The organism is Paenibacillus sp. FSL R5-0486 (assembly GCF_037975155.1).
In the GTDB taxonomy this organism is placed as follows: Bacteria; Bacillota; Bacilli; order Paenibacillales; family Paenibacillaceae; genus Paenibacillus; species Paenibacillus amylolyticus.
The window spans coordinates 1,735,590-1,758,584 of record NZ_CP150237.1; the positions used below are offsets into that span (position 1 = coordinate 1,735,590).

General features: G+C 46.6%; 25 protein-coding genes and 1 pseudogene. 11 read left to right on the forward strand and 15 right to left on the reverse strand.

Annotated elements, in window-relative coordinates:
• Positions 1 to 32: 32 nt before the first annotated feature.
• On the forward strand, positions 33 to 536 hold the full coding sequence (locus MKY01_RS07675) for a GNAT family N-acetyltransferase (protein ID WP_036610704.1): 504 nt from the start codon (positions 33 to 35) through the stop codon (positions 534 to 536).
• A gap of 116 nt (positions 537 to 652) precedes the next feature.
• Here MKY01_RS07675 and MKY01_RS07680 read toward each other — a convergent pair whose 3' ends face one another.
• A complete protein-coding gene (locus MKY01_RS07680; RefSeq protein WP_036669156.1) occupies positions 653 to 1,144 on the reverse strand; it encodes a DinB family protein in 492 nt (163 codons plus the stop codon).
• A gap of 287 nt (positions 1,145 to 1,431) precedes the next feature.
• Here MKY01_RS07680 and MKY01_RS07685 point away from each other — a divergent pair, with 287 nt between their 5' ends.
• The 10 genes from MKY01_RS07685 to MKY01_RS07730 all read left to right on the forward strand — a co-directional run bounded on the left by MKY01_RS07685 (position 1,432) and on the right by MKY01_RS07730 (position 11,422).
• Positions 1,432 to 1,851, forward strand: coding sequence for a hypothetical protein (locus MKY01_RS07685; RefSeq protein WP_036669157.1), 420 nt, complete (start codon positions 1,432 to 1,434; stop codon positions 1,849 to 1,851).
• On the forward strand, positions 1,848 to 3,137 hold the full coding sequence (locus tag MKY01_RS07690; protein ID WP_282318991.1) for an ammonium transporter: 1,290 nt from the start codon (positions 1,848 to 1,850) through the stop codon (positions 3,135 to 3,137). Before MKY01_RS07685 ends, MKY01_RS07690 begins: the two co-directional genes overlap by 4 nt.
• Before the next feature lie 149 nt (positions 3,138 to 3,286).
• On the forward strand, positions 3,287 to 4,228 hold the full coding sequence (locus MKY01_RS07695) for a YwqG family protein (protein ID WP_036669159.1): 942 nt from the start codon (positions 3,287 to 3,289) through the stop codon (positions 4,226 to 4,228).
• Between the two features lie 393 nt (positions 4,229 to 4,621).
• Positions 4,622 to 5,080, forward strand: coding sequence for a DinB family protein (locus MKY01_RS07700; protein ID WP_017689934.1), 459 nt, complete (start codon positions 4,622 to 4,624; stop codon positions 5,078 to 5,080).
• Positions 5,081 to 5,187: 107 nt separating this feature from the next.
• Positions 5,188 to 6,141 (forward strand): aminoglycoside phosphotransferase family protein, encoded by a 954-nt coding sequence (locus MKY01_RS07705; RefSeq protein ID WP_339286089.1) that lies wholly within the window; start codon positions 5,188 to 5,190, stop codon positions 6,139 to 6,141.
• A 29-nt stretch (positions 6,142 to 6,170) separates the two neighbouring features.
• Complete coding sequence (locus MKY01_RS07710) at positions 6,171 to 6,875, forward strand: response regulator transcription factor (protein WP_026081203.1); 705 nt, start codon at positions 6,171 to 6,173, stop codon at positions 6,873 to 6,875.
• 55 nt (positions 6,876 to 6,930) lie between these two features.
• Complete coding sequence (locus tag MKY01_RS07715; RefSeq protein WP_339286090.1) at positions 6,931 to 8,064, forward strand: HAMP domain-containing sensor histidine kinase; 1,134 nt, start codon at positions 6,931 to 6,933, stop codon at positions 8,062 to 8,064.
• A gap of 99 nt (positions 8,065 to 8,163) precedes the next feature.
• Complete coding sequence (locus MKY01_RS07720) at positions 8,164 to 8,904, forward strand: hypothetical protein (protein ID WP_339286092.1); 741 nt, start codon at positions 8,164 to 8,166, stop codon at positions 8,902 to 8,904.
• Positions 8,898 to 10,766 carry a PBP1A family penicillin-binding protein gene (locus MKY01_RS07725; RefSeq protein WP_339286094.1) on the forward strand — a complete coding sequence of 623 codons (1,869 nt, stop codon included), beginning with the start codon at positions 8,898 to 8,900 and terminating at the stop codon, positions 10,764 to 10,766. The genes MKY01_RS07720 and MKY01_RS07725 overlap by 7 nt, the downstream gene beginning before the upstream one ends.
• Positions 10,767 to 10,876: 110 nt before the next feature.
• Positions 10,877 to 11,422, forward strand: a complete 546-nt coding sequence (locus MKY01_RS07730) for a DUF2569 domain-containing protein (RefSeq protein WP_339286095.1) — start codon at positions 10,877 to 10,879, stop codon at positions 11,420 to 11,422.
• A gap of 102 nt (positions 11,423 to 11,524) precedes the next feature.
• On the opposite strand, the gene MKY01_RS07735 is transcribed toward MKY01_RS07730, so the two are convergent.
• The 14 genes and pseudogenes from MKY01_RS07735 to MKY01_RS07800 all read right to left on the reverse strand — a co-directional run bounded on the left by MKY01_RS07735 (position 11,525) and on the right by MKY01_RS07800 (position 22,890).
• The gene (locus MKY01_RS07735; RefSeq protein ID WP_036610676.1) at positions 11,525 to 11,983 is read right to left on the reverse strand and encodes a threonine/serine exporter family protein; all 459 of its coding nucleotides are present in this window, start codon (positions 11,981 to 11,983) and stop codon (positions 11,525 to 11,527) included.
• 18 nt (positions 11,984 to 12,001) lie between these two features.
• Positions 12,002 to 12,763, reverse strand: coding sequence for a threonine/serine exporter family protein (locus MKY01_RS07740; protein ID WP_076327410.1), 762 nt, complete (start codon positions 12,761 to 12,763; stop codon positions 12,002 to 12,004).
• A gap of 235 nt (positions 12,764 to 12,998) precedes the next feature.
• Positions 12,999 to 13,304 carry a hypothetical protein gene (locus MKY01_RS07745; RefSeq protein WP_036669286.1) on the reverse strand — a complete coding sequence of 102 codons (306 nt, stop codon included), beginning with the start codon at positions 13,302 to 13,304 and terminating at the stop codon, positions 12,999 to 13,001.
• Positions 13,305 to 13,368: 64 nt separating this feature from the next.
• Entirely contained in the window at positions 13,369 to 14,412 is a 1,044-nt protein-coding gene (locus tag MKY01_RS07750) for a S66 peptidase family protein (RefSeq protein ID WP_339286097.1), read from the reverse strand.
• A gap of 111 nt (positions 14,413 to 14,523) precedes the next feature.
• Positions 14,524 to 15,843 carry a DUF4179 domain-containing protein gene (locus MKY01_RS07755; RefSeq protein WP_339286098.1) on the reverse strand — a complete coding sequence of 440 codons (1,320 nt, stop codon included), beginning with the start codon at positions 15,841 to 15,843 and terminating at the stop codon, positions 14,524 to 14,526.
• A complete protein-coding gene (locus tag MKY01_RS07760; RefSeq protein ID WP_339286100.1) occupies positions 15,840 to 16,355 on the reverse strand; it encodes a sigma-70 family RNA polymerase sigma factor in 516 nt (171 codons plus the stop codon). The genes MKY01_RS07755 and MKY01_RS07760 overlap by 4 nt, the downstream gene beginning before the upstream one ends.
• A 441-nt stretch (positions 16,356 to 16,796) precedes the next feature.
• On the reverse strand, positions 16,797 to 17,324 hold the full coding sequence (locus MKY01_RS07765; protein WP_339286102.1) for an ankyrin repeat domain-containing protein: 528 nt from the start codon (positions 17,322 to 17,324) through the stop codon (positions 16,797 to 16,799).
• A 68-nt stretch (positions 17,325 to 17,392) separates the two neighbouring features.
• Positions 17,393 to 18,256, reverse strand: coding sequence for an AraC family transcriptional regulator (locus MKY01_RS07770; RefSeq protein WP_339286103.1), 864 nt, complete (start codon positions 18,254 to 18,256; stop codon positions 17,393 to 17,395).
• 18 nt (positions 18,257 to 18,274) lie between these two features.
• A complete protein-coding gene (locus MKY01_RS07775; RefSeq protein WP_339287120.1) occupies positions 18,275 to 18,727 on the reverse strand; it encodes an NUDIX domain-containing protein in 453 nt (150 codons plus the stop codon).
• 159 nt (positions 18,728 to 18,886) lie between these two features.
• Positions 18,887 to 19,375: pseudogene (locus MKY01_RS07780) on the reverse strand (GNAT family protein); the annotation flags it as partial.
• A gap of 148 nt (positions 19,376 to 19,523) precedes the next feature.
• Positions 19,524 to 19,934 (reverse strand): flagellar basal body rod protein FlgB, encoded by a 411-nt coding sequence (flgB, locus tag MKY01_RS07785; protein ID WP_036610664.1) that lies wholly within the window; start codon positions 19,932 to 19,934, stop codon positions 19,524 to 19,526.
• A 183-nt stretch (positions 19,935 to 20,117) separates the two neighbouring features.
• Positions 20,118 to 20,933, reverse strand: coding sequence for an adenosylmethionine decarboxylase (gene speD, locus MKY01_RS07790; RefSeq protein WP_036610662.1), 816 nt, complete (start codon positions 20,931 to 20,933; stop codon positions 20,118 to 20,120).
• Between the two features lie 157 nt (positions 20,934 to 21,090).
• Positions 21,091 to 21,669 carry a DUF1273 domain-containing protein gene (locus MKY01_RS07795; RefSeq protein WP_036669296.1) on the reverse strand — a complete coding sequence of 193 codons (579 nt, stop codon included), beginning with the start codon at positions 21,667 to 21,669 and terminating at the stop codon, positions 21,091 to 21,093.
• 72 nt (positions 21,670 to 21,741) lie between these two features.
• Positions 21,742 to 22,890, reverse strand: a complete 1,149-nt coding sequence (locus MKY01_RS07800; protein ID WP_143781089.1) for an RluA family pseudouridine synthase — start codon at positions 22,888 to 22,890, stop codon at positions 21,742 to 21,744.
• Positions 22,891 to 22,995: the final 105 nt, after the last annotated feature.

The window sequence follows — 22,995 nt, forward strand, 5'->3', positions numbered from 1 at the left end:
ATAGATCGATCTGGAATGATGGAGGAATAGCGATGAAACTGGAAGATGTGCAGATTGAATATGCGCGCCTGGAGGACTTGCCGAGGATTGTGGAGATTTATAATTCTACTATTGAGGGCCGTATGGCAACAGCGGATTTGGAGCCAGTGACGGTGGAGCAACGTTTGCCTTGGTTCGAGGAACATACACCGGAACATCGTCCGCTTTGGGTGATGAAGCAGGCAGGACAGGTGGTAGCTTGGGCGAGTCTCAGCTCGTTCTATGGACGTCCTGCGTATAATGGAACGGTGGAAGTCAGTGTATACGTGGATCAGCAATGCCGCGGAATTGGGGCTGGTGGACGTTTGCTCGAAACGGTATTTGCAGCATGTCCTGCACTTGGAATTAAGACCATTCTTGGATTTGTCTTCGGGCATAACGAACCGAGTCTGGGGTTATTGCGCAAACATGGTTTTGAACAGTGGGGATATTATCCCGAAGTGGCCGTGTTGGATGGTGTGAATAGAGATCTGGCGATTTTGGGCAAAAAAATATAAGTGTCGTTCTTATTCGTAACATAAGAACACTGAAAACCTCCAACCTAAATTAATAGGATTGGAGGTTTTTTTGTCGTTCGACTATATTTTTCGCTATGTGAAAAAGGAGGTTGTGTTTATACGCCAAGCTGCTGTTTAATCTCTTGGATCTGTCCCAGATGACGTTCCTCATGATAACTTGTAAAGTCAATCCATTGGGTTAGATCCATCTCACCAAATACGGGATGAGGAAAGGACTTGCTACGCAGCAGGTCAGGATCATGATCCAATGCAAAGTTGTTTAAAGCTTGGTGAGATTCGTCCAGATCACTGCGTACGTCTGCAAGTGCTTCAGGTGCTGCTGGAGGCTGAAGATGGGGTGGTGCCTCGACGGAGCGGCTGCGGTCCAACGATAGTTCATATGGTTTTTTGTCCACAGACACCGTCTGTTCCTTTTCGAGGGCCAGGCGGGCTTGTTTTCCAATTACATTTTCCATCAGATTCAGATGTCGTAGTACTTGCATAATACTCCATTGTTGGGGTGAAGGTTTTCGGTTCAATTGTTCTTCTTCGAGTCCCGAGACTGCTTCCCAGATTTGGTTGCGTATATTGTCATTACGAGTAAACATTGTGGAATCCTCTCCTTATATACAGGTTCTATGATGCGGGTAGTCTGTGTATGTTCATTACCCCAAATGTGGATGCTTATTCTATAAGCATTGAGAATGGAAAGAGTGAATGCGAATCTAGGCAACATTATCCTTTGTTAGATGTAATTCGTGGCAAATAAAAAAAAGCCGTTCTCCATGAACGGTTCATTTAAATCCATCCCAAGTCCAAAAAAAGATTGACGGGCAGACCCCGGCAAACTATAATCGGTACAAGTAACTTGATATGTAAGGAGTCCTGACATGATATGTTAGTAATCGACGAGGTGTATCATCATACAGCATTGCAAATATCATCGTCCGATTTATTGTACCTTATCGAACGGCTGAAGGTCAAAAAAGAAAATGAGATCGAAACGCTCAAGAAAAAGATCGAACAGTTCGAACAAAAGCGTCGAGCGGAAGAGGTTGCTTATCAATCGTTGTCGCCTGTACGCAAATGGTTTGCGGGACGCCCCGCATCCCATCATCAGGCGGTGGAATATATGGTTCAGGTGAAGGAACGTTTTCGCAAGATGGAACAGATTCGCAGACGCATACGTGATCTGGACCAGATTGCAGAACGAATTAAGCATCCGGACAGCATTGAGCGGGACGAGATTGAGCTTGCGCCCGATACAATCCGTGAGCTCAGACAGCTTAGTGAAACGGAGGATGTACAAGCATGACTTTGGAGACGTTAAGCACCGGGATTGATACGGTCTGGGTCGTATTGAGTGCAGCGATGATTTTATTGATGGAGGGTGGATTCGCCCTGCTCGAGGCTGGCTTTGTGCGTTATAAAAATAGTGTGAACATTATTATGAAGGTATTTGCTGACATTACGATTGGAACGTTGCTGTTCTATGCCATCGGTTTTGGACTGATGTATGGTTCGGACGTAGGCGGTTTTGCGGGAGTAACGGGATTTTTCCTGAATGGGGATTTGTCTCACCTGGACGTGCCGGTATCTCTGGAGACATTCTGGTTGTTCCAGGCGGCCTTTACCATTGCCGTTATTTCCATCGTTTCGGGAGCGGTGGCCGAGCGGATCAACTTCCGTGCTTATCTTTTGTATATCATATTGATGACGGCGATCATTTATCCGATTGGTGGACACTGGGCATGGGGCGGCGGCTGGCTTAGTCAGCTGGGGATGCAGGACTTTGCCGGTTCGGCTGTCATCCATGCGCTCGGCGGATTCTCAGCACTGGCTGCTGCGATTATCATTGGCCCGCGTAAAGGGAAGTACACGCCACTTGGCGTAAGTGCCATTGCACTCCCAAGCAATCTGCCACTGGCATCTGTAGGTGCATTTCTGTTATGGTTCGGTTGGTTTGGCTTTAATGCTGGTAGTACACTCAGCGCGACGGATGTAAGAATTGGTCACATTGCGATTGTCACGATGTTATCTGCGGCTTCGGGTGGTGCAGTTACGCTACTGTATACGTTATTCCGCTTCAATCGTTCAGATGCACCCTCGGTCATTAACGGTTCGCTTGCTGGACTGGTCGGTATTACGGCAGGCTGTGCTTTTGTTGGTGATGTAGCAGCGATATTTATTGGGGCAGTGTCCGGCTTGTTGATGATGGCTGCCACTAACTGGCTGGACCGTCGACAGATTGATGATCCGGTTGGTGCTTTCCCGGTGCATGCCGCATCAGGAATGTGGGGCACGATTGCTGTAGGTCTGTTTGCCACGGATGGTGGATTATTTATGGGCGGCGGCTGGAGGTTGCTGGGTGTTCAGGCACTTGGCCTTACAGCCTTGGTCATCTGGGGATTCGCCATGACCTGGATTGGGCTGAAGTTGATTGGCAAAATTGTGCCTGTACGTTCGACAGAAGAAGAGGAAGATCTAGGTCTGGATATCAGCTATCATGGTGTGATGGCAGCCCATCAGGCACATGAATTCCTGGATGGTGAGGAGCATATGCGTGCTTACCAGGAAAAGTCTTCTGATCCAAATGGTTAAATGGAATATAGGATAAAGAAGTAGACTGACAGGGGATGTCAGTCTCTTTTTTTGCTAGAAGCAGGGAAAGACGTCCGGGCGGAAGAATATACAGGTGTGAACCTGAATATGTCTCAGCATAGGTGTATTGTCAAAAGGGGAGGATCTATATGATTAAGCCAGAACAATGTGAACGTCTGACCAGAAAAGCCCGTAAAACACTTGAGGAATATGGTTTGGGAGTTGCTGCCGATCTGCTGTTGTCCTCAAGCCGCTGGGGAATTCGCCTCGATGTATCCACACTGGACGAATATCGCAGAACAGGAAACTCACGTGTGGGTGGACATCCGGATTTGCCAAGTCGCATGGAATGGCCCGTAACACAAGAAGGAGTTCCAATGACTTTCCTGGCCCAACTGAACCTGGTGGATTTGTCGCCGTATACGCCGAATGATGGGCGCGGGACTTTGCCTGAACGTGGAATGTTATACTTTTTCGTTGGCAAGGATGAATCTGCTTGTCCCATTGAACATCGTGTGATTTTTGAGCCAAGTTCTCATAACCTCATAAGGCGAGAGCCTGAAGGTGATACCGCGCTGGATGGAGCACCGTTTGTTGCACATTCGGTGACTGTGCTGCCTAATCTTGAGTTTCCTACATATGCATATATTGACGCCAACGCGCTGAATGAGCTCTCGCCTTCTCTGCTTGAGACCGATGAGGCCGAAGCGGAAGTGAGTCTGTATGACCGTTACCTTGAATTCGAGTCGAGTTGGAATCATCCAAGTACGCTGAATTGGGGTGGTATGTTTGGATATCCTGACGGGCAGCATCCGGATGCCGAGCATCGTGCCTTGTTACAGATCGCACTGGGAGAAGAGTACGATTATAATGAGCAGGAGTGTGAGAAGAAGCTGACCAAACATTACGGCGGTGATGAGGATCGGACATGGCAGGAACTATCCGATACGCTACTGCTGTTGAAGATAGATACACATGATGCTATTGGTTTCCAATGGTGGGATTGCGGGGAACTGCAATTTTTCATTCGCAAGTCTGACTTGGAGGCTGGACGATTCGAGCAAACGTATTGTTCGTTATACTCAAGTTGAGCAAAGATTTGAAAACAAATAGGCAACAAAATGTCCTGAATCCCGTCTATATGAAGGAGGAAGGACTTTTTTTGTTCGTAGATTGTTATATAAATTGAACTAAAGAATATTTACACTGCACACTCCGATGACAGAACAACCTTCCGATCGCTGTTATCCCCAGATTTTTTGATTCCTCTTATAAAGGGGAAATCCGGGGATAGCGTATGCTTCCGATGTAGCTTTCTTGCAGAAAGCTTGTAGCTCCGCTTCTTCAGGTCCTTTCTGTCTTCTCCGTTTTGTGTAAATGTTTTGTTCAATTTATATAGATTTGGGGTATATATTAAGGAGGGATATCTTGGTTGATAACCGATCATATGTTCTGTATAATGGGATAAAAAGGAAGTGTAACTGTTGATTCAATCTGCGTTTAAACATATTGACGTGGCTGTAACATCTTTAATCGATATATGTGATCAGCTGTCGGAAGAAGATTTGGCTTTGACTCCAATTGAAGGTAAAAGGCCTGTTGGAGAACTACTAGCCCATCTGTCTGTGATCTGCCGAGCGGATGTTTATATTTCCGAAGGTGCATCGGAGGAAGAGATGGCTCAATTCTATGCAGAGAATCAGGTGCATTCGCTCCGTGAGATCAAGCAGGCTCTGATTGATAACCAGATGTATCTATACCAACGGTACAGGCAGTTTAACACGGAAGAGTTATTACATGTGACGGATTCGTACTGGGGAGCTTCCTATAGTCGGCTGGAGTGGCTGCTTGAGATTATGGGACATGTGTATCATCACAGGGGACAATTGTATACGATGCTGACCCTGACGGGCAAAGAACCCGAATCAGTACTTTTTAAATAGAAACGGATAGAATACATATAAGCATGTTATAGGAAATATCATGGGTTAAAGTGGGAATAGACCGACGATACTACACGCCATACGTGAAATAACGGAGGATTCGGGACGTGGAACAACACGATACATGGAATGCATCGATGGACAATACGTTGATTGACAGGTTAAAACAGATTCCTGAACTTGGTCAGGCCACGCGGATTGAACCTGTTATGAAGGGTTATTCAGCAGATACTAAATTCAAAATGTTTATCCCTGGTCAAGGCCATGTGCTGGTGAGAGTGTATGATATTGCTGAGGAATGGATGAAGCAAAGGGAATATCAATATTTGCAAAGCATGCAACAATTAGGCGTACTGTGTCCAGCAACGTTGGGCACAGGTAGATTGGATGAGAAGCATGGTTATATGATTTTTAGCTACATTGAAGGAGAAGATGCTTCTGAGAGATTGCCTCAGCTGAATGAACAGCAGCAGTGGGCGGTTGGCTTCGAAGCAGGAGCGCAGCTACAGCTGATTCACCAGTTGCCGATGGAGGAACAGACCGAATCATGGTACATACGCAAGAGCACCAAGCATCAACGTTACGTGGGGCGCTATAGACAGTGCCCTATTGTGATGAAAGAGGATCATGTTATTCTAACGTTTATTGCAGACCATCTCGGTTGGATGAAAAATCGTCCAGATGGATTTCAGCATGATGACTTTCACCCGAGCAATCTTGTCGTTAAGCAGGATAAACTCGCAGGAGTGATTGATTTTAATCGTTATGATCAAGGTGATCCCATTCATGAATTTTTGAAGCTGGGTTTGTTTGCTTCGGAGATCAGTATTCCATATTCCATAGGTCAAATTCAGGGCTATTTCGATGGCAATGAACCGGATGAGTTATTCTGGAGATTGTATTCACTGTATACGGCTATGGCGCTGGTGTCTTCTGTAGTGTGGATTCAGCAGGTGAAGCCTGAAGAGACGCTTGAGATGATGGCCAAGATCGAGCGTGTCCGTGAAGATCACGATGATTTTCGCAGTTTCATCCCTCGGTGGTATACTTTGAACAGGTAAGGAATTATGGAAGGGAAAGGAATAATGCCGTGGCACAGCCAGCAACCATTCTGCTTGTGGATGATGAGCAGGAGATTATTAAACTGATGGAAATTTATTTTGGCAACGAGGGTTATCGGATTCTCACCGCGAATGATGGGCTTGAAGCACTGGAACAATTGAAAAAAGAGTCGATCGATCTCATTATTCTGGATGTCATGATGCCAAATATGGACGGAATCGAAGCTTGTATGAAAATTCGGGAAGAGCAGAAAATGCCGATTATTATGCTGTCCGCCAAAAGTATGGATATGGATAAAATCACAGGGCTAAGCATCGGTGCCGATGATTATGTGACCAAGCCGTTTAACCCGCTTGAACTTGTCGCACGGGCGAAATCCCAGCTGCGCAGGTATCATACCTTCAATGAAGGTCGGGAGAACAAAGAGCACGAGTGGGTTATTGATGATCTGGTCATAAATACCGATACACATGAAGTTTGGGTGGATGAGCAGCCGGTTCGTCTGACTCCGCGTGAATTTGCTGTTCTTGAATTACTGGCTCGTCACCAAGGTTCAGTACTTAGTATGGAACAGATCTATCGTCAAGTCTGGAAAGAAGAATTCATGGAGTCGAATAATACAGTCATGGTACATATTCGCAAGATTCGTGAGAAGATTGAACTCGACAGCAAACACCCCAAGTTTATTCAGACCGTATGGGGTGTTGGTTATAAGATGATCAAACCGCAATAAACATGTACATTCACAGGATGTCGTGTAACATGAACACATTCAGGGAGTTCCTACTATGAATTCAAAGTTGATTAATACAGTCCGATGGAAATTTATCTATGCATTTCTGCTGAGCGGTATATTAACTGCAGTTATTTTGTACGGGGGTAGTAAGGTGGGGCAGACCATCCTGGAAGCTCAGACGTATCCGGATTATTCCATTCCAGCCCAAGGGATCGTGTGGTTGGTGAATAATATCGGTTCGGTGCCTTTGATGATTGTGGTAGGCGTGCTTGGTTTTGTGCTGTTTTTTTTCCTGTTCTCACGCAAGGTGATGCGGGTCCTGGATGAAATTACGGCGGGGATTCAGGAGGTTGCCAAAGGAGAGTTATCCCATCGCATCGAAGTGAAAACCTCGGATGAATTCGGAGTGGTTGCTGCAAGCATTAATCAGATGGCTGAACAATTGCAGTTATCGCTTCAGGAAGAGCGTAATGCAGTTGCTGCCAAAAACGATCTGATTACGGGGATATCACATGATCTGAGGACACCACTCACTTCTATTCTGGGATTTCTGGAGTACATCGAGAAGGATCGCTACCAAGATGAGATTGAGATGCGCTATTACGTTAGCATTGCCTATGAGAAATCCTTGACCCTTCGCAAGTTAATTGATGACTTGTTCGAATATACGCGTGTGAGTGGCGGGAGCCTTCCGTTATCTCTGCAAGCGTTGAACCTGAATTCGTTTCTGATGCAGCTGGCTGAAGAGTTTGCTCCCATGCTGGAGGATGCTGGCATGACCTACAAGATCATCGGCGGGCAAGACCCACTATGGATACAGGCTGCTCCGGGGGAGCTTGTAAGAGCATATGAGAATTTGTTCAGCAATGCCATTCGGTATGGTTCGCAAGGTAAACTAATGGAGATTGGGCTGGCCATTGAAGGTAAAGAGGCTGTAGTCCGCATCAGTAATTATGGTGATCCGATTCCGGCACAAGATCTGCCACATCTATTTGATCGATTCTATCGGGTAGATAAATCCCGTTCCCGCGATACGGGAGGTACCGGTCTCGGCCTGGCGATTGCCAAATCGATGATTGAATTACATCGAGGAAGTATCGTTGCTTACAGTGAAAATGGCAGAACGGATTTTGTTACCCGTTTCCCTGTAACCGCTGCTTCGCCAAGTAATTACTCAGAGGAATAAAAATTAAGAATTTGGTAAGAAGTTAGCCACTATCTCATTAAGAAATATTCGGTATTCTACCTCTATTACCATATTATTGTATAGAGGAGGATACCGAATATGAAGTCTCAATTTAGTACAGTAAGACTAAGATACATATACATTGGAGGAGCAAGCGCGTTACTGAGCGCAGCGCTCCTTTTTGTCGTTTATCACATGCTACGGTTTGCCCACAATCACATCCTTCCAGATGCAGCATGGATAACGCGTATGATGAACTGGGGAATCAATCATATCGGAACAAAGCCGCTCTTTATCTTCATTGGAGGAGCCATGTTTGCGATCTTTTTCTGGATTCGATCCCAGAAGATTGCGGAAGATCTCAGTCAACTTGCACGCGGAACAGCCGAACTTGCATTGGGCCACAACCCTGGAAGAATTGATGTTCTAAGTGGTGGTGAACTACGACAAATTGCTGCCAATCTGAATGTAATTACGTTTCTCCTGCATGAGGAAGGGCTGAGCAGATCAGAACCGAAACATGAGAGAAGAGAGGTAGAGGGAGCGTTTATTCAGCATGAGCAACCCGGCCTTCAGCAACATAATGAAGAAGACAAGGAGAACACTCAAACTATTTCTACACAGGTTGACCTACCGATAAAACTTACTCTCTACGGTATTCAATCTTCTCTGGATGAGATTATCCAAGGGCGGTGTCAGGACGAGATGGAAGTTCAGCATTGGGTCAAGTTGGCGTATGAACAGACATTGCTGCTTCATCATGCTCTGGAGATTACACAACGAGATAGACAGGAACACGAAGTTTCAATTGAACGGGTACACAAGGAGCCTGAATGTTGAAACACGTGAGCAAGCGATGGATGTATTACGTTTTTGATGCCGCAGTGGTTGTAGTTTTGATATTGACACTTTTCTATCTCTATCTAATTACTTATGGCGAAGGAATGCTTCGCAATCGTCCAGAGGCCATGCAGGTGGCCTCTTCAACCATTATTATGAATGCAGAGGGGACCGAAATTTCGAGGTTGCATACGCAGACCAAAGGGTATTCCGAATATGCTGAACTGAACGCTATGCCAGATTTATTAAAGATGGCTTTTTTGGCTACAGAAGATCGACGTTTCTACAACCATGATGGACTGGATTTCATCGGACTTGGCAGAGCCATTATGCAAGACATCTTACATATGAATCTGAGTCAGGGAGGAAGCTCCATTACGCAGCAACTGGCAAGAAATCTGTATTTGAATGGGGATAAAACGTTGAGTCGAAAGGTGAACGAGATATCGATTGCGATGGCCCTGGAGAAGAAGTATAGCAAGGATGAAATTCTGGAAATGTATCTGAATCAGATCTACATGGGACGCCAGCAGTATGGTGTAAAAGCGGCAGCCTGGCGGTACTTCGGAATTAAGGATATGCACCAATTGAAACTATGGCAGATTGCTACATTAGCTGGAATGCCCAAAGGTCCATCCATATACAATCCAGTAGATCATCCTGAACTTTCCAAACAAAGACGCGCCGTTATCCTTGGACTAATGCATGAACAGGGACTCATTACACGAAAGCAGATGCTCCAAGCCCGTGACGTCGATTTCACGCCGCCTGAAACCGTATTGAATGCAACAACTTCACCGGGCTTGAGCGAGCCCGCATATGTGTCTGCCGTGGATGCTGTGATTCAGGAGGCTTCTCGGCTCACAGGTAAAAGTGAAGCAGAGATTCAATCGGCAGGTTGGGTTATTCAAACTGGGCTAGACGAACAGGCACAACTGGCGATGGAAGAAACATTTGCAGACGCTACCCGATTCCCCGATGATCGCCAAGACGAGCAGGTCCAGGCAAGTATGGTTATTATCGACCAGCACAACGGTGAAGTGAAAGCGATGATGGGTGGACGTAATCCTTTAAAAGGGGGCATCAACCGGGCGATTATGCATGCAAGGCAGCCAGGTTCATCTTTTAAACCGATTATTGCATATGGCCCTGCGTTGGAGTCGGGGAAGTTCAAGCCAGAGAGCATACTACCGGATAAACGCATGCAATATGGCAACTATCAACCTTCCAATCTCAGTGGGCGTTACAGTGGTTCAATAGCCATGTCCCAAGCCTTGCAAAAGTCTATCAATGCCCCAGCCGTATGGCTGCTTCATGAGACAGGACTGAACGATGCACATCAATTTGCGGCACGACTCGGTATTGAACTGGGGAAAGAAGATCTAAACCTCTCAATTGCCTTGGGAGGTGTGCATCAGGGAGTGTCGCCAATGAAGATGGCGCAGGCCTATACGGTGTTTGCGAATCATGGCAAATTGAATACAGCCCATCTGATACGCGAGATTACAGATTCACAAGGACGGACAATATTTGCTCATAAGTCGGAAAATAAGCAGGTAATGTCCTCCAGTACGGCGAATGCCATGACCAGAATGCTGCAAAATGTAGTCAGTCAGGGAACAGGAAGCCGGGCACAACTCGGTCAGCACAAGGTAGCAGGGAAAACGGGAACAACACAGGCTGCATTACCTGGTGTGGGAAGAGAGGCCAATCGGGATTTGTGGTTTGTGGGCTATACGAGCAGCTGGACTGCGGCGGTCTGGATGGGATTTGATCATACGGATGAAGAACATTATATGAGGTCAGGAAGTGGTGTTGCAGCGGAGTTGTTCGCAACAGTGATGAGACGTGCTACCCAATAGAATGCAAGAGAGAGACCTTAGTCCAGATGGTTCTTTCCTTCTCTTGGATAACACAGAATATAGCTTCTAGTGTATAATATGTGTCTTATCTATCGTAAACGGAGGCTGAAATGAACTATAAATATAGGGACTCGGAACTGGATACAAGTTCGCTGCATCCTAAAAGTGGTATCAGACCGGAACGGCCTGGCATCTCCGGATTAGGCGGATGGCTTATATTAATTCAGATTGGCCTGTGGGTCACACTGGTGCTTCTTATTGCGGATATGTCGCAGGTAAATGTCATTATGGATCCGGTGAGATGGGAAGGTGTCCGTGGTGTTGATCCGGAACTTTATACTGAAGGGATACGCCCGCTCCTTTGGTTCGGAGTCATAAGCAGCGTCATGTTACTATTGCTCGTTATCGTGAATCTCGTACTGCTGCATAAGAAAAAAAGGCAATTTCCGCGCATGATGATTATTCTGTACATTGCAAATGTATTCATTGGAGTCGTGACATGGATCATGATCGCACGAATTGAGATTCCGAGAGAGCAACATGTGCTCGATCCAACATCAGCATTTAATTTGACGATACGATCCATTCTGACATGTTGTATCTTTATCCCGTATTTTCTAAAGTCGGTACGTGTGAAAAATACGTTTGTGAAGTAAAAAGGATGGATTGGAAAAGTGATACGTAAGGCCCGTAGGTATACAAGATTTTATCCTGTATGCTAACGGGCCTTACGTGTGCTGAATATGTGAAAAGAACGATTATTTCGATGATGATTTTGCCCGAAGTGAGGCGGGAATTCGGCGTATCATCTGATTTAATACCTCGGATAACACAAGGCCTACGGCAATAGCGCCGGATAACATGAGTGCCTTGGCGGCCATCTCCATAGCGGCACTGTAGTCATTTTGCACAAAACTTCGCATCGCATTATACGCCAGTCCACCAGGAACCAGAGGGATGATGCCTGCGACGCTAAAGATGATAACGGGTGCGCGAAACATGCGAGAGAATACCTGGCTGATGACACCTACGGCTATGGTTGCTGCAAGTGTAGCAGGAACCGCATCCGCTGCATATTCAAGCACGATATAGATAATCCAGCCGATCATGCCGACAAATCCACCGTGGAGCAGCATGCGCCGTGGTGCGTTGAAGATGATCCCAAACGCGGCTGAAGCGACAAAACTGGTCAAGGCTTGTTCAATAAAATGGAGCATATCCTGCATTCCTCCGTCTTACATAAAAAGTGAAAATACAACTGCAATGCCGGTACCTATGGCAAAAGCAGTCAGAAATGCCTCGGCTCCCTTGGATAATCCGGAGACGAGATGTCCGGCCATCAGGTCGCGTACAGCATTGGTAATCAGCAGCCCCGGAACCAGCGGCATAACCGAACCAATGATGATTTTGTCCCGTTCATGACCTACTCCCATATAGATCAGGAGAAAAGCGAGTAAGCCAATGACAAAGGATGCCGTAAGCTCGGCAAAGAATTTGACCCGCACCAACCTGTGAAAGGCAATAACGGCTGCATAACCTATGCCCCCGCAGATTAACGCCGGAAGAAAGTCCCTCCAGCCCCCGCCAAACATAATGGTAAAACAACCACTGGATAACGCTGCGGCCGTAAGCTGCACAGCCGTTGAATAGGAGGAGGGCTTTCCTTCGATCTGTATCAACAGATCATGGGCTTCCTGAGCGGATAGCTCACCTTGTCCGATGCGACGGGAGACCGCATTCACCTCGGACACCTTGTCCAGATCCGTCGTACGCTCGGAGATACGAATGAGCTTGGCAGGTTCGGTTGCATCAACAGAGAAGAAGATGCCTGTCGGAACAACGTAACTGTGCGAATGGGGTAAGCCCAGCGCAGCTGCCATACGTTTCATCGTATCTTCCACACGGTAGGTTTCACCACCGCTTTGTAGCATGATTTTGCCTGCGAGCAGACAGATTGCAATCACGCGTGATTGTTCAGTAGGATTGCTGCCAATCATACCCGTCTCGGCTTGTGATACGGGTGATGAATCATGACGTATGTATTCCAACCGGATCAAGCTCCGTTTCATATGAGATATGGGGTGGTGCGACACCATTGTATCATATTTCACACGCTCGCAAGGAATCGTACGGCACCATCGCCAAGACGATAAAAAAGCCTCGTTCCCAAGACTTGAAGATCTCAGGAGCGAAGCTTCTTGGAACAGGTTCGGATATAGAAGTATAATACCACTACATCAACAGTGTGATAACCAACAATTCATACAGCACAAGCGGCAAAATGGTTGGTCCAAACAAAGCGCGCGGTTCAGGATATCCATGCATCGGGGTAACCTGGAGATACAAAATACCCCGGTCTGCACTGATGACGACACCTTCCCACACTTGCCCATCGATATTCTGGACTTGTACCTTCTTGCCTATATGCTGCCGAGCTGTATGATGAAGCATATTCCGCACATTTTGCACGGATTGAAGCATCGGTTGATTGGCTTGATACACGACACGCGTGGATGGCGTGGATGTAGATTCAGACATGATGCACAACCCTTCCTCAAAATAAGTTCTTACTTCAAGGTATGCATCTGCCTATAAAAGGTGATTACACAAACGCCATCTCAAGGCTCCCGCGTCCATTTTCATAAGCGACTTTGCCTAATGCTCCATTCACAAAGGTGAGCTGGGGTGGAACATGGCCGAGATCCACATCGTACAGTACAGGGACATCCAGATCCCCAAGTGCAGAGGATAGGGCATCGGTGAAATTAAAATCCGCTGTATCGGAATAACCCGCAGGTCGGCCAAACATGAAACCTTTTACACCTGCAAACCAGCCAGCCTGTTTCATCTGCCACAGATGACGGTAGATATCCCCCGCATTCATCTCACAGCTCTCCAGATACCAGATGGTACCATCGACTGCACAGTATTGCTCCAGATAGGATGCAACAGGTGCATATGGCGTGCCAATCAGACTGGAGATCGTATCCATACAGCCACCGATCAGCCGACCGGAGAACGACACAGCGGTATCTGCATCTTCCGAGTGGCCGAGCTGTTTCCAGCGCGAAGGTGTATCCAGGTTAAAACCAGGAGATTCCGGTTTCCATGCCGATTGATAATGTGTGGAAGACGATTGTGTGATCTGTCCGCCGTATTTGGTCTGTAACACATCAATCCAGCGCGCAGTCACGGGATCGAGGGCGTTTGATCTTAGATCAACATAGTTGGTGCCATGTGCTGATGCTGTTCCGGTGATCAGGGTATAGGCGAACAGGAACGTACTTATATCCGAATATCCCATGACCCATTTGGGTGGTAACGATTTGAAAGCTTCCCAATCCAGCAGGGGGAGGATATCCATCAGAAATTCCCCGCCCCATGGAGGGATAATGGCTTGAATATTTGGATTGCGGAAAAATTCATTCATCTCTTCGGCGCGTTCCTCTTTGGAGGCACTCACACATTTGGTGTTGTGACGGAGCGATGGGCTTTCCAGCACGCCAAAACCAAGGCGCTCCATATTGCGTTTGCTCTCCTCAAGATAATGGTGCAGGGATTCGCCAACACCGCTGGAGGGGGCTGCCACACCGATCATGTCCCCTTGCGCGAGTGGTTGCGGATAACGGATAGAACGATTATTCATTGTGGAAACACCCTTTCCTGTAAACATATCGATTTAATGTAGTTGTTTAATATTTTCATTATAGTGCATGAATACGTCGTGTGGCTTGCAATTATGGCGGTTACATTTTCTTTAGGGAGTCACAGGAATTTTAATAGAGAACGGTGCACGAATTTGATCAGGGTAAGAGAATATTTCCATTGTCAGATTTCCTTTGGCTGCGGCTCCATTTTTAATGACAACTCTTGCTTCAAAGACGGAAGGGCTCCAGCCTACTTCATTAATGTCGAAAGGGTTCCCTTTACTGTCCTCAATATTGGTAAATGATAGCCCCGAAGTAGCATTTTGAGCATCTGCAATTGAAAACTCGAGGATCAGATTTTTGCCCTGGACCGTGCTTTTCAGCAATTTTAAACTGGATGGGCCACCTTGTATTTCACCTGAAGAGGGATCGATGCTGATAACCAGTTCTTCCTTATCCACTGCTGAAAGGCCAGACCCTTGCAGAGTCAGTTTTTTCGGAGTGGAGAAGTACATGCTTTCGAAAAAGACGGAACTTCCAGAGCCTGAGATAGAAGATGAATCTGTTCGCCATGCTCGGCCTTGTTCATCTACCAAGTGCAGATCACGAATGTTAAAGATTGTTTTGGTATTGTTCCGATCATATTCGATATCAAGTACAAGACGAGTGGGATACAGAATGGCCTGTTTCACATGGATACGCTGCCCGTCCACGGTCATTGTTTGGTTTACGGGAATGATTTTTTTCATGCCTTTTGTTAAGCTGTGATCCACGGGAAAGGTGACCTTCCACTTATTATTCGGTTCCTTACCTCGTTCCTTAAATACAACGGTCAGCTCTTGTGGAGGTAAAGATTCTATGAATGAGATATCGATTTTATCCTCATAAATTCCACTTTCTGAAGCTGGATTTAGAGAGGAATAGCTAAACGCAACAGGTAACTTTTTACCGTTCTCATCCAGCAAATCAATGTCATAGTTGAATTTCTTGGGATCTTTCATACCTTTCATCGTGTAAAAAATAACCATACGTGACTCGTCTGTGATAATGCCTTCAACGGTCAAGGAAGTACCATCATGCTCGTCGGTGACACCGACCTGCTGTAAGAGGGACTTATCGATGGCCATCATTAATCCTTTGTCCTGGCGAATCATACTCACAATGCCCTCCATTCCGGGCAATTGCTCCACGAAGGATGCAAAAGCGGGAGAGACACGGATACATCCGGTAAACAGCAGGATGAAGGCCGCTGCCGAGATGGAACTCATGTACCAGCGCAGCCGGGACTTTCGCTTACGGGCAGCCTGGCGGATTCCGGACTGCACAGCCTGATAGGCGGCGGAATCGGGCACAGGCATGGTTTCGTACTCCGTCTTTCGAGCATTCAGACGTTCTTCCAATGTGTCGAATGAGTTTTGTTCATCCGTCATGAGGATACATCTCCCTTCATTTCAAGTTGATCACGGAGCTGTCCGAGTGCCCGATGTAATCGGGATTTTACGGTTCCGGTCGGGATTTCGAGAATATCGGCAACTTCAGTTAAGGAGAAACCTTCGAAATAACTCAGGATAATAATCTGTTTGCAATCCCGGTCAAGGGTGGATACGGCCGCAGCAAGATCGGGGTCCGCAGGACGATCCCAGCTGCTGGATTCATGAATCTCGGTGACGGGACTGAACCGACTTTTGCGTTTGCGTTCGTCCGCACAGTAGTTGAGCAGAATGCGGATCAGCCAAGTGCCAAAGTAGGAGGGCTCTTTTAATTTTTTGAGTTTATGGAAGGCCCTGAACGTTGATTCCTGAATCGCTTCGAGCGCATCACCTTCGTTATGCAGATAGGCATAGGCGATACGGTACAGTTGGCTCTGATGTAATTCCATTAAGGCTGCAAAAGCCTCGGCATCCCCTTTTTGTGCGGCTATGGTGAGCTGAGTAGGGGTCACATGGCTCCTCCTTTCATGGATATGTTGAGTATTAGACCGCGTAAGGCTCCAAACGGTTCTTACTCCCTGGAAAAAATATAATGTATCGGGATTTCTATAGAGGTTGAACGAAGTATTTACATGAGAACGTAGAGGACAGAAATAACGTGAAGAAGCGGAGCTAAAAGCTTTCTGAAAGAAAGCTCCTTCGGAAGCATACACTTCGCCTTTATCGCCAGATTTTCACCTTTGTAAAAGTGAATTAAAAAAATCTGGGGATAACAGCGATCGGAAGGTTGTTCTGTCATCGGAGTGGCAAGTGTAAATATTCTTAGCTCAACTTATATAGCCTCTCACCGATAGAGGTATGTAATCGGACAACAAATAACCGTCAGACCTTTCTCTTTGTACTCCAAAAAGAGTCCTGACGGTTATTCGCGTATTACTCACGTTATCTAATCATTATTGCTGATGCGCTGTAACGGCTGCTCGCAGACATGAAGCTGTAGACGTGTTACCACGTTCAAGTGAAATCTCTAGTGCGGTCTGGCCTGCTGAGTTTAGCGCGTTTGGATCAGCTCCATGCTGAAGTAACATCTCGATAAGTTCGATCTGATCCGTATGAAATGCTGCCGAGTGCAACGCATATTGTCCATCGCTGTCCAGAATATTCGTGGATGCCCCATGTTCGAGTAAAAGTTGGATAACTTCTGGTGAACGTTCTCCGGCAAGTGCGGCATGCAGTGCAGTATTGGATGGGATATAGGAAATCTTGGAATGAGAAAGGGCGTTAACATCCGCTCCATGCTCCAGAAGAAGACGAACTACTCCTGCTTGTCCATAATGAGAGGCATATCCCAGCGGAGTTAACCCATCCTGATTTTCAGTATTGGTGAGTTCCGGGTGAGAAGCGAGCAATAATTGCAGGTTGGCCACATCTCCAGACTGTGCAGCCTGAAATAGTTGATTAATCTGTTCTGCATGATTCATAAGGAATACCTCCATCTGATGAGATAATTTAATTATAGATGTTCCTCTTCAGAGGTTCTTCTTCATAATCACCTTTTTGCCCGCAGCTGGGAAGGAGAGCTATGGAAGCGTCTAGTGAATAATGAACTGAACGAACCGAGGCTTTCGAAGCCCACATCATAACAGATAGTGGTGACAGACCTGTCCGAATCTAGCAAAAGCCGCTTCGCAGCCAATAGTCTACATTCAGTCAGATAACGATGGGGTGAAGTACCAAACAACTTTTTATAACTGCGTAGAAAATGATTCACGGATAGTTGTGCAACCGTTGCAGTCTGTTCTAGCGTTAACGGCTGATCATAGTAGGCGGAGATATACTCATGCCCGATATACACTCTTCGGTACAACTCTTCTCTGGTTGAACGTCTGATCATATCCAGTTCGTTGATCTCTTGCTGAACGTTACGGTGTAGATCCAGCATGTGAACAGCAAGCTGATGAAGCTGTTCCGCTATTGCCCAGGAATCTAGCTTGTATTGACTGTACAAATTCCGCAAATGATTCAGGGCTGCACCAAGCCGATTATCCATCGCGTATGTACGTTCTACCCACTCCATCTTGCTTGAGGAAGAATAACTATACGGCTCATGAAGTAGCCGAAGATCACTGGTCATTAGATTCCGACCGATCTCTTCCACATAACCGGGAGGGAAGAAGATACAGAAGGATTCAACTGGAGTAGATGAATCAATGTGAAGACTATATTCCTGGCCCTCATTCAGAAGCAGATAGTTCTCATTATTGACTGCGAAGTGACCGCGTCCCGCTTCATAGAGCGTTTTTCCGTTACGGAATGTTTTCAGTGATAGCGAGCCGCTGCCTTTCCAATCGAATTGGGAACTCGATTCATGCAGAATGAAGGGTACAGGTCGAGCAAGAGGAATCTCCAACACTTGCAAGCACCTCCAAGCTTAATTCTGGTTATACAACTTCTTCACAGCTTCCAGCCCCGGTACCGCAAAGCAGGCGAGTGGAGAGGGCAAATCATTCAATGGGAACCAGCCGATCTCACCGATGGCTCCGCCTTCTTCCAGATTACGAGCATGACCGCCAATCACCTTGGTGGAATAGAGCACGGATATCCAATGTTCATTCTGTTGTGGCTGGATCGTCTCCGCCGTGCAGAGCAGACTGTCGATGGCGATATCCAGATTCACTTCCTCCTTGATTTCACGGATGACGGCAGTCTCCAGTGATTCGTAGGGATCGACTTTCCCGCCAGGAATACTCCAGGTGTGCTGCTCAGGCTGGCGATTCCGCCAGGCGAGAAGCACTTCGCCCCGTTCATTGAGGATGACCGCACCTACGCCGATGCGAGGTGAAATTTCAGATTCACCTTTTGGAACAGAACTTAATTCCGACATTGACAGCGCAGCTTGTTCGTTCCCATTAGGTTGTGAAAAACCACCCGCTACCATATCCCCAGATTCAGGAGTACGAGTAGACTGGAATGACAAGGGAAGCCCAGCCTGTGCGGACCATTCTTCGGCAAGGATACTCATCGAGATCAGGTCGTAATGCATGCCATCCCGCAAAACTGCTGAACGCTGGCGACCCTCTTCCCGGAATCCGGCTTTTAGGTACGCACGTCTAGCGGCTTCATTGTATTCAATGACTTCCAGCGCAATCCGGTTCAGGTTCAATTCGTGGAAGCCATATCGAAGAATCAGAGCCAGAGCGTCGCTTCCGTAACCTTTACCTCGATCATTTTCTTCGCCGATACCAATGGCCAGACGAGCCGACCGATTGTTCCATTCAATTCGGTAGAGGGCTGTGAATCCAATGAATCGGTTACCCTCCAGTGTACGTAATGCAAATTCAAATCCGTTGTCTCGGCGGACAGAGGAGGACCCTGTCTCATCCGGCGTTAACGGAATAGCGATATCGGTATCCATGTTGCGCAAATATTCATAATCATCTGTGAAGCGGGAGAGACGCATGCAATCTTCCGGGCATGGGGCCGCTAATCTGACTTTGGAACCTAGAAAACCATTTAAATGACGTGGAGACATGTTGCACCTCTTTTATTCGATATGAAATCAATCGTTTCTCCCCATTATACTACGAACAGGAGAGGATACTGAAAAATGGCACCAAACGAGCTACACTCAGGGAAAAACAACAAAAAAAAGCAGCCGTTTCGGGCTGCTTGTACATTCATTATTTCAGATCATTCAATAAATTCTTCATTTTTTTGTAATGTCCACTGACCCGATCAACCATGTAGTTATACATGAGCTGATTCTCCGAAAGATTCGCCATTTCCTTGTCAATGTCAACGTTATTGTTGTTATTGTTCATGGCTGTTTCGTTGTTCTCGACAATTCGGTACTGTACGATCGAAGAATTGGGATCACTGATAGGAAAGTGTTTGTCATGAGTCCGCTTCATGGCGAGCTGATCTGTTTTGCCATTTTCAACGATACGTCTCAGCTCTTCCTGAAACTCTACCGTTTTCTTTTTGTAGTTGGGCGTGTCTGCATTGGCTATGTTGTTGGTAATGGCATTGTGCTGTGCAGTAAGCGCTTGTAACAGTGATTCGTTACGTCTTGTCGTATTCGTTTCGATCACGGGCTCAGTCTCCTTCACTGTAGATTGTACAGTTACTTCTATAATAAGAAATAAAGTTGCACACTGTCAACATAACAAAGAAAAAGACAAGCACATGCCGGAGGTCCCCCGAAAAGAAGAACCCTGCCTGCATGAAATCTTATCTTAGAACTTGCCCTTATGGATCAGCGTTGAACAACCTCTTTAAGAGGGACGATTAATATTTTTGCCGTAATAGATCTCGTCCATCTCCAGCTTAAGCCACTCCGTGATCTCCTGTTGTTCCTTTTTGCTGAGCTTATCCTTGGTGTACCCAAACAGATAATTATCGAGATCAAATTCCCTCAGTTTACATTTGGTGTGAAAAATATTCTCCTGATAGACGTTCACGTCAATCATGTCAAAGCTGCTCTTGATCTCATCCGGAATATAATTCTGAATCGAGCCGATCTCATGGTCAATGAACAGCTTGCGTCCGCTCGTATCCCGCGTAAAACCACGCACCCTGTAATCCATCGTCATAATGTCCGTATCAAAGGAGTGGATCAGATAATTCAGCGCCTTAAGCGGTGAGATCTCACCGCAGGTGGAGACATCGATGTCCGCACGGAAGGTACTGATACCTTCACTAGGATGAAACTCAGGGTAGGTGTGCACAGTGATATGGCTTTTATCCAGCTGCATGACAACGTTATCGGGCAGAGGGCCGGGAGATTCATCGAGTGATTCTTCGGGGATCTCCACAATCGGACCTTCCGAGACAAGCATCGTAACACTCGCACCTTGAGGCACGTAATCCTGCTGAGCGACATTCAGCACGTGGGCTCCGATGATGTCGGAGACGTTGTTCAGAATTTTACTCAGCCGGGCAGCGTTATACTGTTCATCAATATATTCAATGTAAGCTTCGCGTTCGTCTTTGGTTTTGGTATAACAAATATCGTACATATTAAAGCTGAGCGACTTGGTCAGGTTGTTAAATCCATGCAGTTGAATGCGCTGCTCTGGCGTAATTGTCATGGTTGCAGTTCCCCTTATCCCATACGACATATCATCGCAGTTATAATACTACTTATACCCAACCTGCCTCGAAAAAAAACATATGTACGTCATTCAAAATACGATTCCCCTCTGATGAAAACTATGCATAAATGGACTTCAGATGATCTACATTTTTTCAGAATGAAGAATCGTCAAAGTCTATAACATCGTTCATGCGCTCATCCTCAGCTACAGATTGAATATCCTCTGAAGTGACACTGATGATTGTATAGTCCTCGTTCTGCTGTTTCTTCACGGCTTTTTCCTTCACAAAACGGGGGCTGCCTTCTCCGGCATCTTCGTCATAGACGAGCAGAAGACCGTCACTTTTACGCAGCAACAGGTCATCCCGTGCAGTGAACTGCCACGGCCCGATATAAGGTTGATTGCTAATCGCACCGTAATAGTCCACACCCGAGAGGATGGAACGGTAATACTCCTGCTTGTCTTCTTTCCATTGCTCCTCCGGGTTCTGAAAGGCAGTGATAATCGACAGTTTCAGATGTGGATACGTCTTCTTCAGATCAATGACCACTTCGCAGGCCCACAGGTCCACACCGTATTGTCCCGGCGTCAGCACCCATTCCAGACCATCCTCGACAAGAGGTGTGAGACGAGAGGAGATGGCTTTTTTGATAAAAGGAATACCTTCATGTTTCTGTCCAAAAATCTGCAATTCATGTGCCCGGTAACCGGTGATTAACAGGTTTTTCAGTGTCCGTTCCTCCTTTCAGGCATGATCAATCGATCAGTGAATTTTCTATATATGCACACATTAGAGGTGCAGTTATTTCGCGGGTGGAGTTTCTGCACGGAACGGATACAGGAATGGCTTCGGAATATCCGTTTCGAATGACATTAACTCATCCGTTGTGGGATGGATAAACGAGAGTATACGTGCATGAAGTCCGAGACGGCCAAGGTCTCTTGTGCGTGCGCCGTATTTTCTGTCACCGGCGATCGGATGTCCGAGATCTTCCATATGCACACGAATCTGATTTTTACGCCCTGTCTCCAGACGCACTTCCAGCAAGGAGAACTCACGGTTCGATTTCAGACGTTTGTAATGTGTGATGGCATGTTGTCCATCATTCGGACGAGAGCTGGAATACATTTTCAGCGTTTTGGTTTCCTTCAACCAGGAAGAGATGGTGCCTTCTTCTTTGGCTACTGAACCTTCAACAAGGGCAACGTAGACGCGGTCCTGCACATTTTCTTTCCAGTTGTTTTGCAGCTTCTGCTGCACCTCTTCACTTTTGGCAAACATCATCACACCCGATGTATCCCGATCCAGACGATGGACAACAAAGATCCGGTTGAGCGGATTGGTGCGGCGCACATGCTCTGTCAGTTGGCGATAAGCCGTCAGGTCATCTGTCTTGTCAGCGGCAATGGACAATAGTCCAGCTTCCTTGCGGATCACAATGATATCATCGTCTTCATGCAAAATGTTAATTCCCGTCAAGGATGGAGCAGCGACTGCACCTTCTTTTCGGATGTAGACAATCTGACCTGGCGTCAGCGCTTCATTAAACTTGGTTACAACCTTCTGATCCACGGATACCTGTCCACGACCCAGAATGGACTTCACTGCGTTCCGTCCTGATTTCAAATGCTGCAACAAGAAATTCAACAGTTCATCCGGTTCGGTCACTTTGTACTGGCGTGGTGGTTCCTGCTTGCGATAGTAGGAATTGCCTGGTCGTTTGGATGCGCTGGCATTTTTGGGTTTGTTGCCTCCAGCTTTCTTGGGTGCACCCGATGATTTCGCGGTTATTGGCTTCTTATTCTCCTCCGTATTGCGTGATGCGGAAGCACCTGATGTTTTGGCAGATGAGAAGTTGGACTTGCCGGAACGTGCTGAAGATGAACCTGTATAAGATTTCCCCTTGGCCGAGGCCGATGTCTTGCTGGTTGGACGTTTGCGTTTATTCATGAATAGTAATCTCCTTCTGAACAGCCTGTACCGCTTGTGTGCATACGATCCGTTCATTTTCGTTATGCAGTTCAATATACCATTAACAGTCGACAAATAAAAATA

Coding starts and splice junctions, on each gene's coding strand:
- MKY01_RS07675 (WP_036610704.1), top strand. CDS start 33: ATGAAACTGGAAGATGTGCAGATTGAATATGCGCGCCTGGAGGACTTG.
- MKY01_RS07680 (WP_036669156.1), bottom strand. CDS start 1,144: ATGTTTACTCGTAATGACAATATACGCAACCAAATCTGGGAAGCAGTC.
- MKY01_RS07685 (WP_036669157.1), top strand. CDS start 1,432: ATGTTAGTAATCGACGAGGTGTATCATCATACAGCATTGCAAATATCA.
- MKY01_RS07690 (WP_282318991.1), top strand. CDS start 1,848: ATGACTTTGGAGACGTTAAGCACCGGGATTGATACGGTCTGGGTCGTA.
- MKY01_RS07695 (WP_036669159.1), top strand. CDS start 3,287: ATGATTAAGCCAGAACAATGTGAACGTCTGACCAGAAAAGCCCGTAAA.
- MKY01_RS07715 (WP_339286090.1), top strand. CDS start 6,931: ATGAATTCAAAGTTGATTAATACAGTCCGATGGAAATTTATCTATGCA.
- MKY01_RS07720 (WP_339286092.1), top strand. CDS start 8,164: ATGAAGTCTCAATTTAGTACAGTAAGACTAAGATACATATACATTGGA.
- MKY01_RS07725 (WP_339286094.1), top strand. CDS start 8,898: ATGTTGAAACACGTGAGCAAGCGATGGATGTATTACGTTTTTGATGCC.
- MKY01_RS07730 (WP_339286095.1), top strand. CDS start 10,877: ATGAACTATAAATATAGGGACTCGGAACTGGATACAAGTTCGCTGCAT.
- MKY01_RS07735 (WP_036610676.1), bottom strand. CDS start 11,983: ATGCTCCATTTTATTGAACAAGCCTTGACCAGTTTTGTCGCTTCAGCC.
- MKY01_RS07740 (WP_076327410.1), bottom strand. CDS start 12,763: ATGATTGGCAGCAATCCTACTGAACAATCACGCGTGATTGCAATCTGT.
- MKY01_RS07745 (WP_036669286.1), bottom strand. CDS start 13,304: ATGTCTGAATCTACATCCACGCCATCCACGCGTGTCGTGTATCAAGCC.
- MKY01_RS07750 (WP_339286097.1), bottom strand. CDS start 14,412: ATGAATAATCGTTCTATCCGTTATCCGCAACCACTCGCGCAAGGGGAC.
- MKY01_RS07755 (WP_339286098.1), bottom strand. CDS start 15,843: ATGACGGATGAACAAAACTCATTCGACACATTGGAAGAACGTCTGAAT.
- MKY01_RS07765 (WP_339286102.1), bottom strand. CDS start 17,324: ATGAATCATGCAGAACAGATTAATCAACTATTTCAGGCTGCACAGTCT.
- MKY01_RS07775 (WP_339287120.1), bottom strand. CDS start 18,727: ATGTCGGAATTAAGTTCTGTTCCAAAAGGTGAATCTGAAATTTCACCT.
- speD (WP_036610662.1), bottom strand. CDS start 20,933: ATGACAATTACGCCAGAGCAGCGCATTCAACTGCATGGATTTAACAAC.
- MKY01_RS07800 (WP_143781089.1), bottom strand. CDS start 22,890: ATGAATAAACGCAAACGTCCAACCAGCAAGACATCGGCCTCGGCCAAG.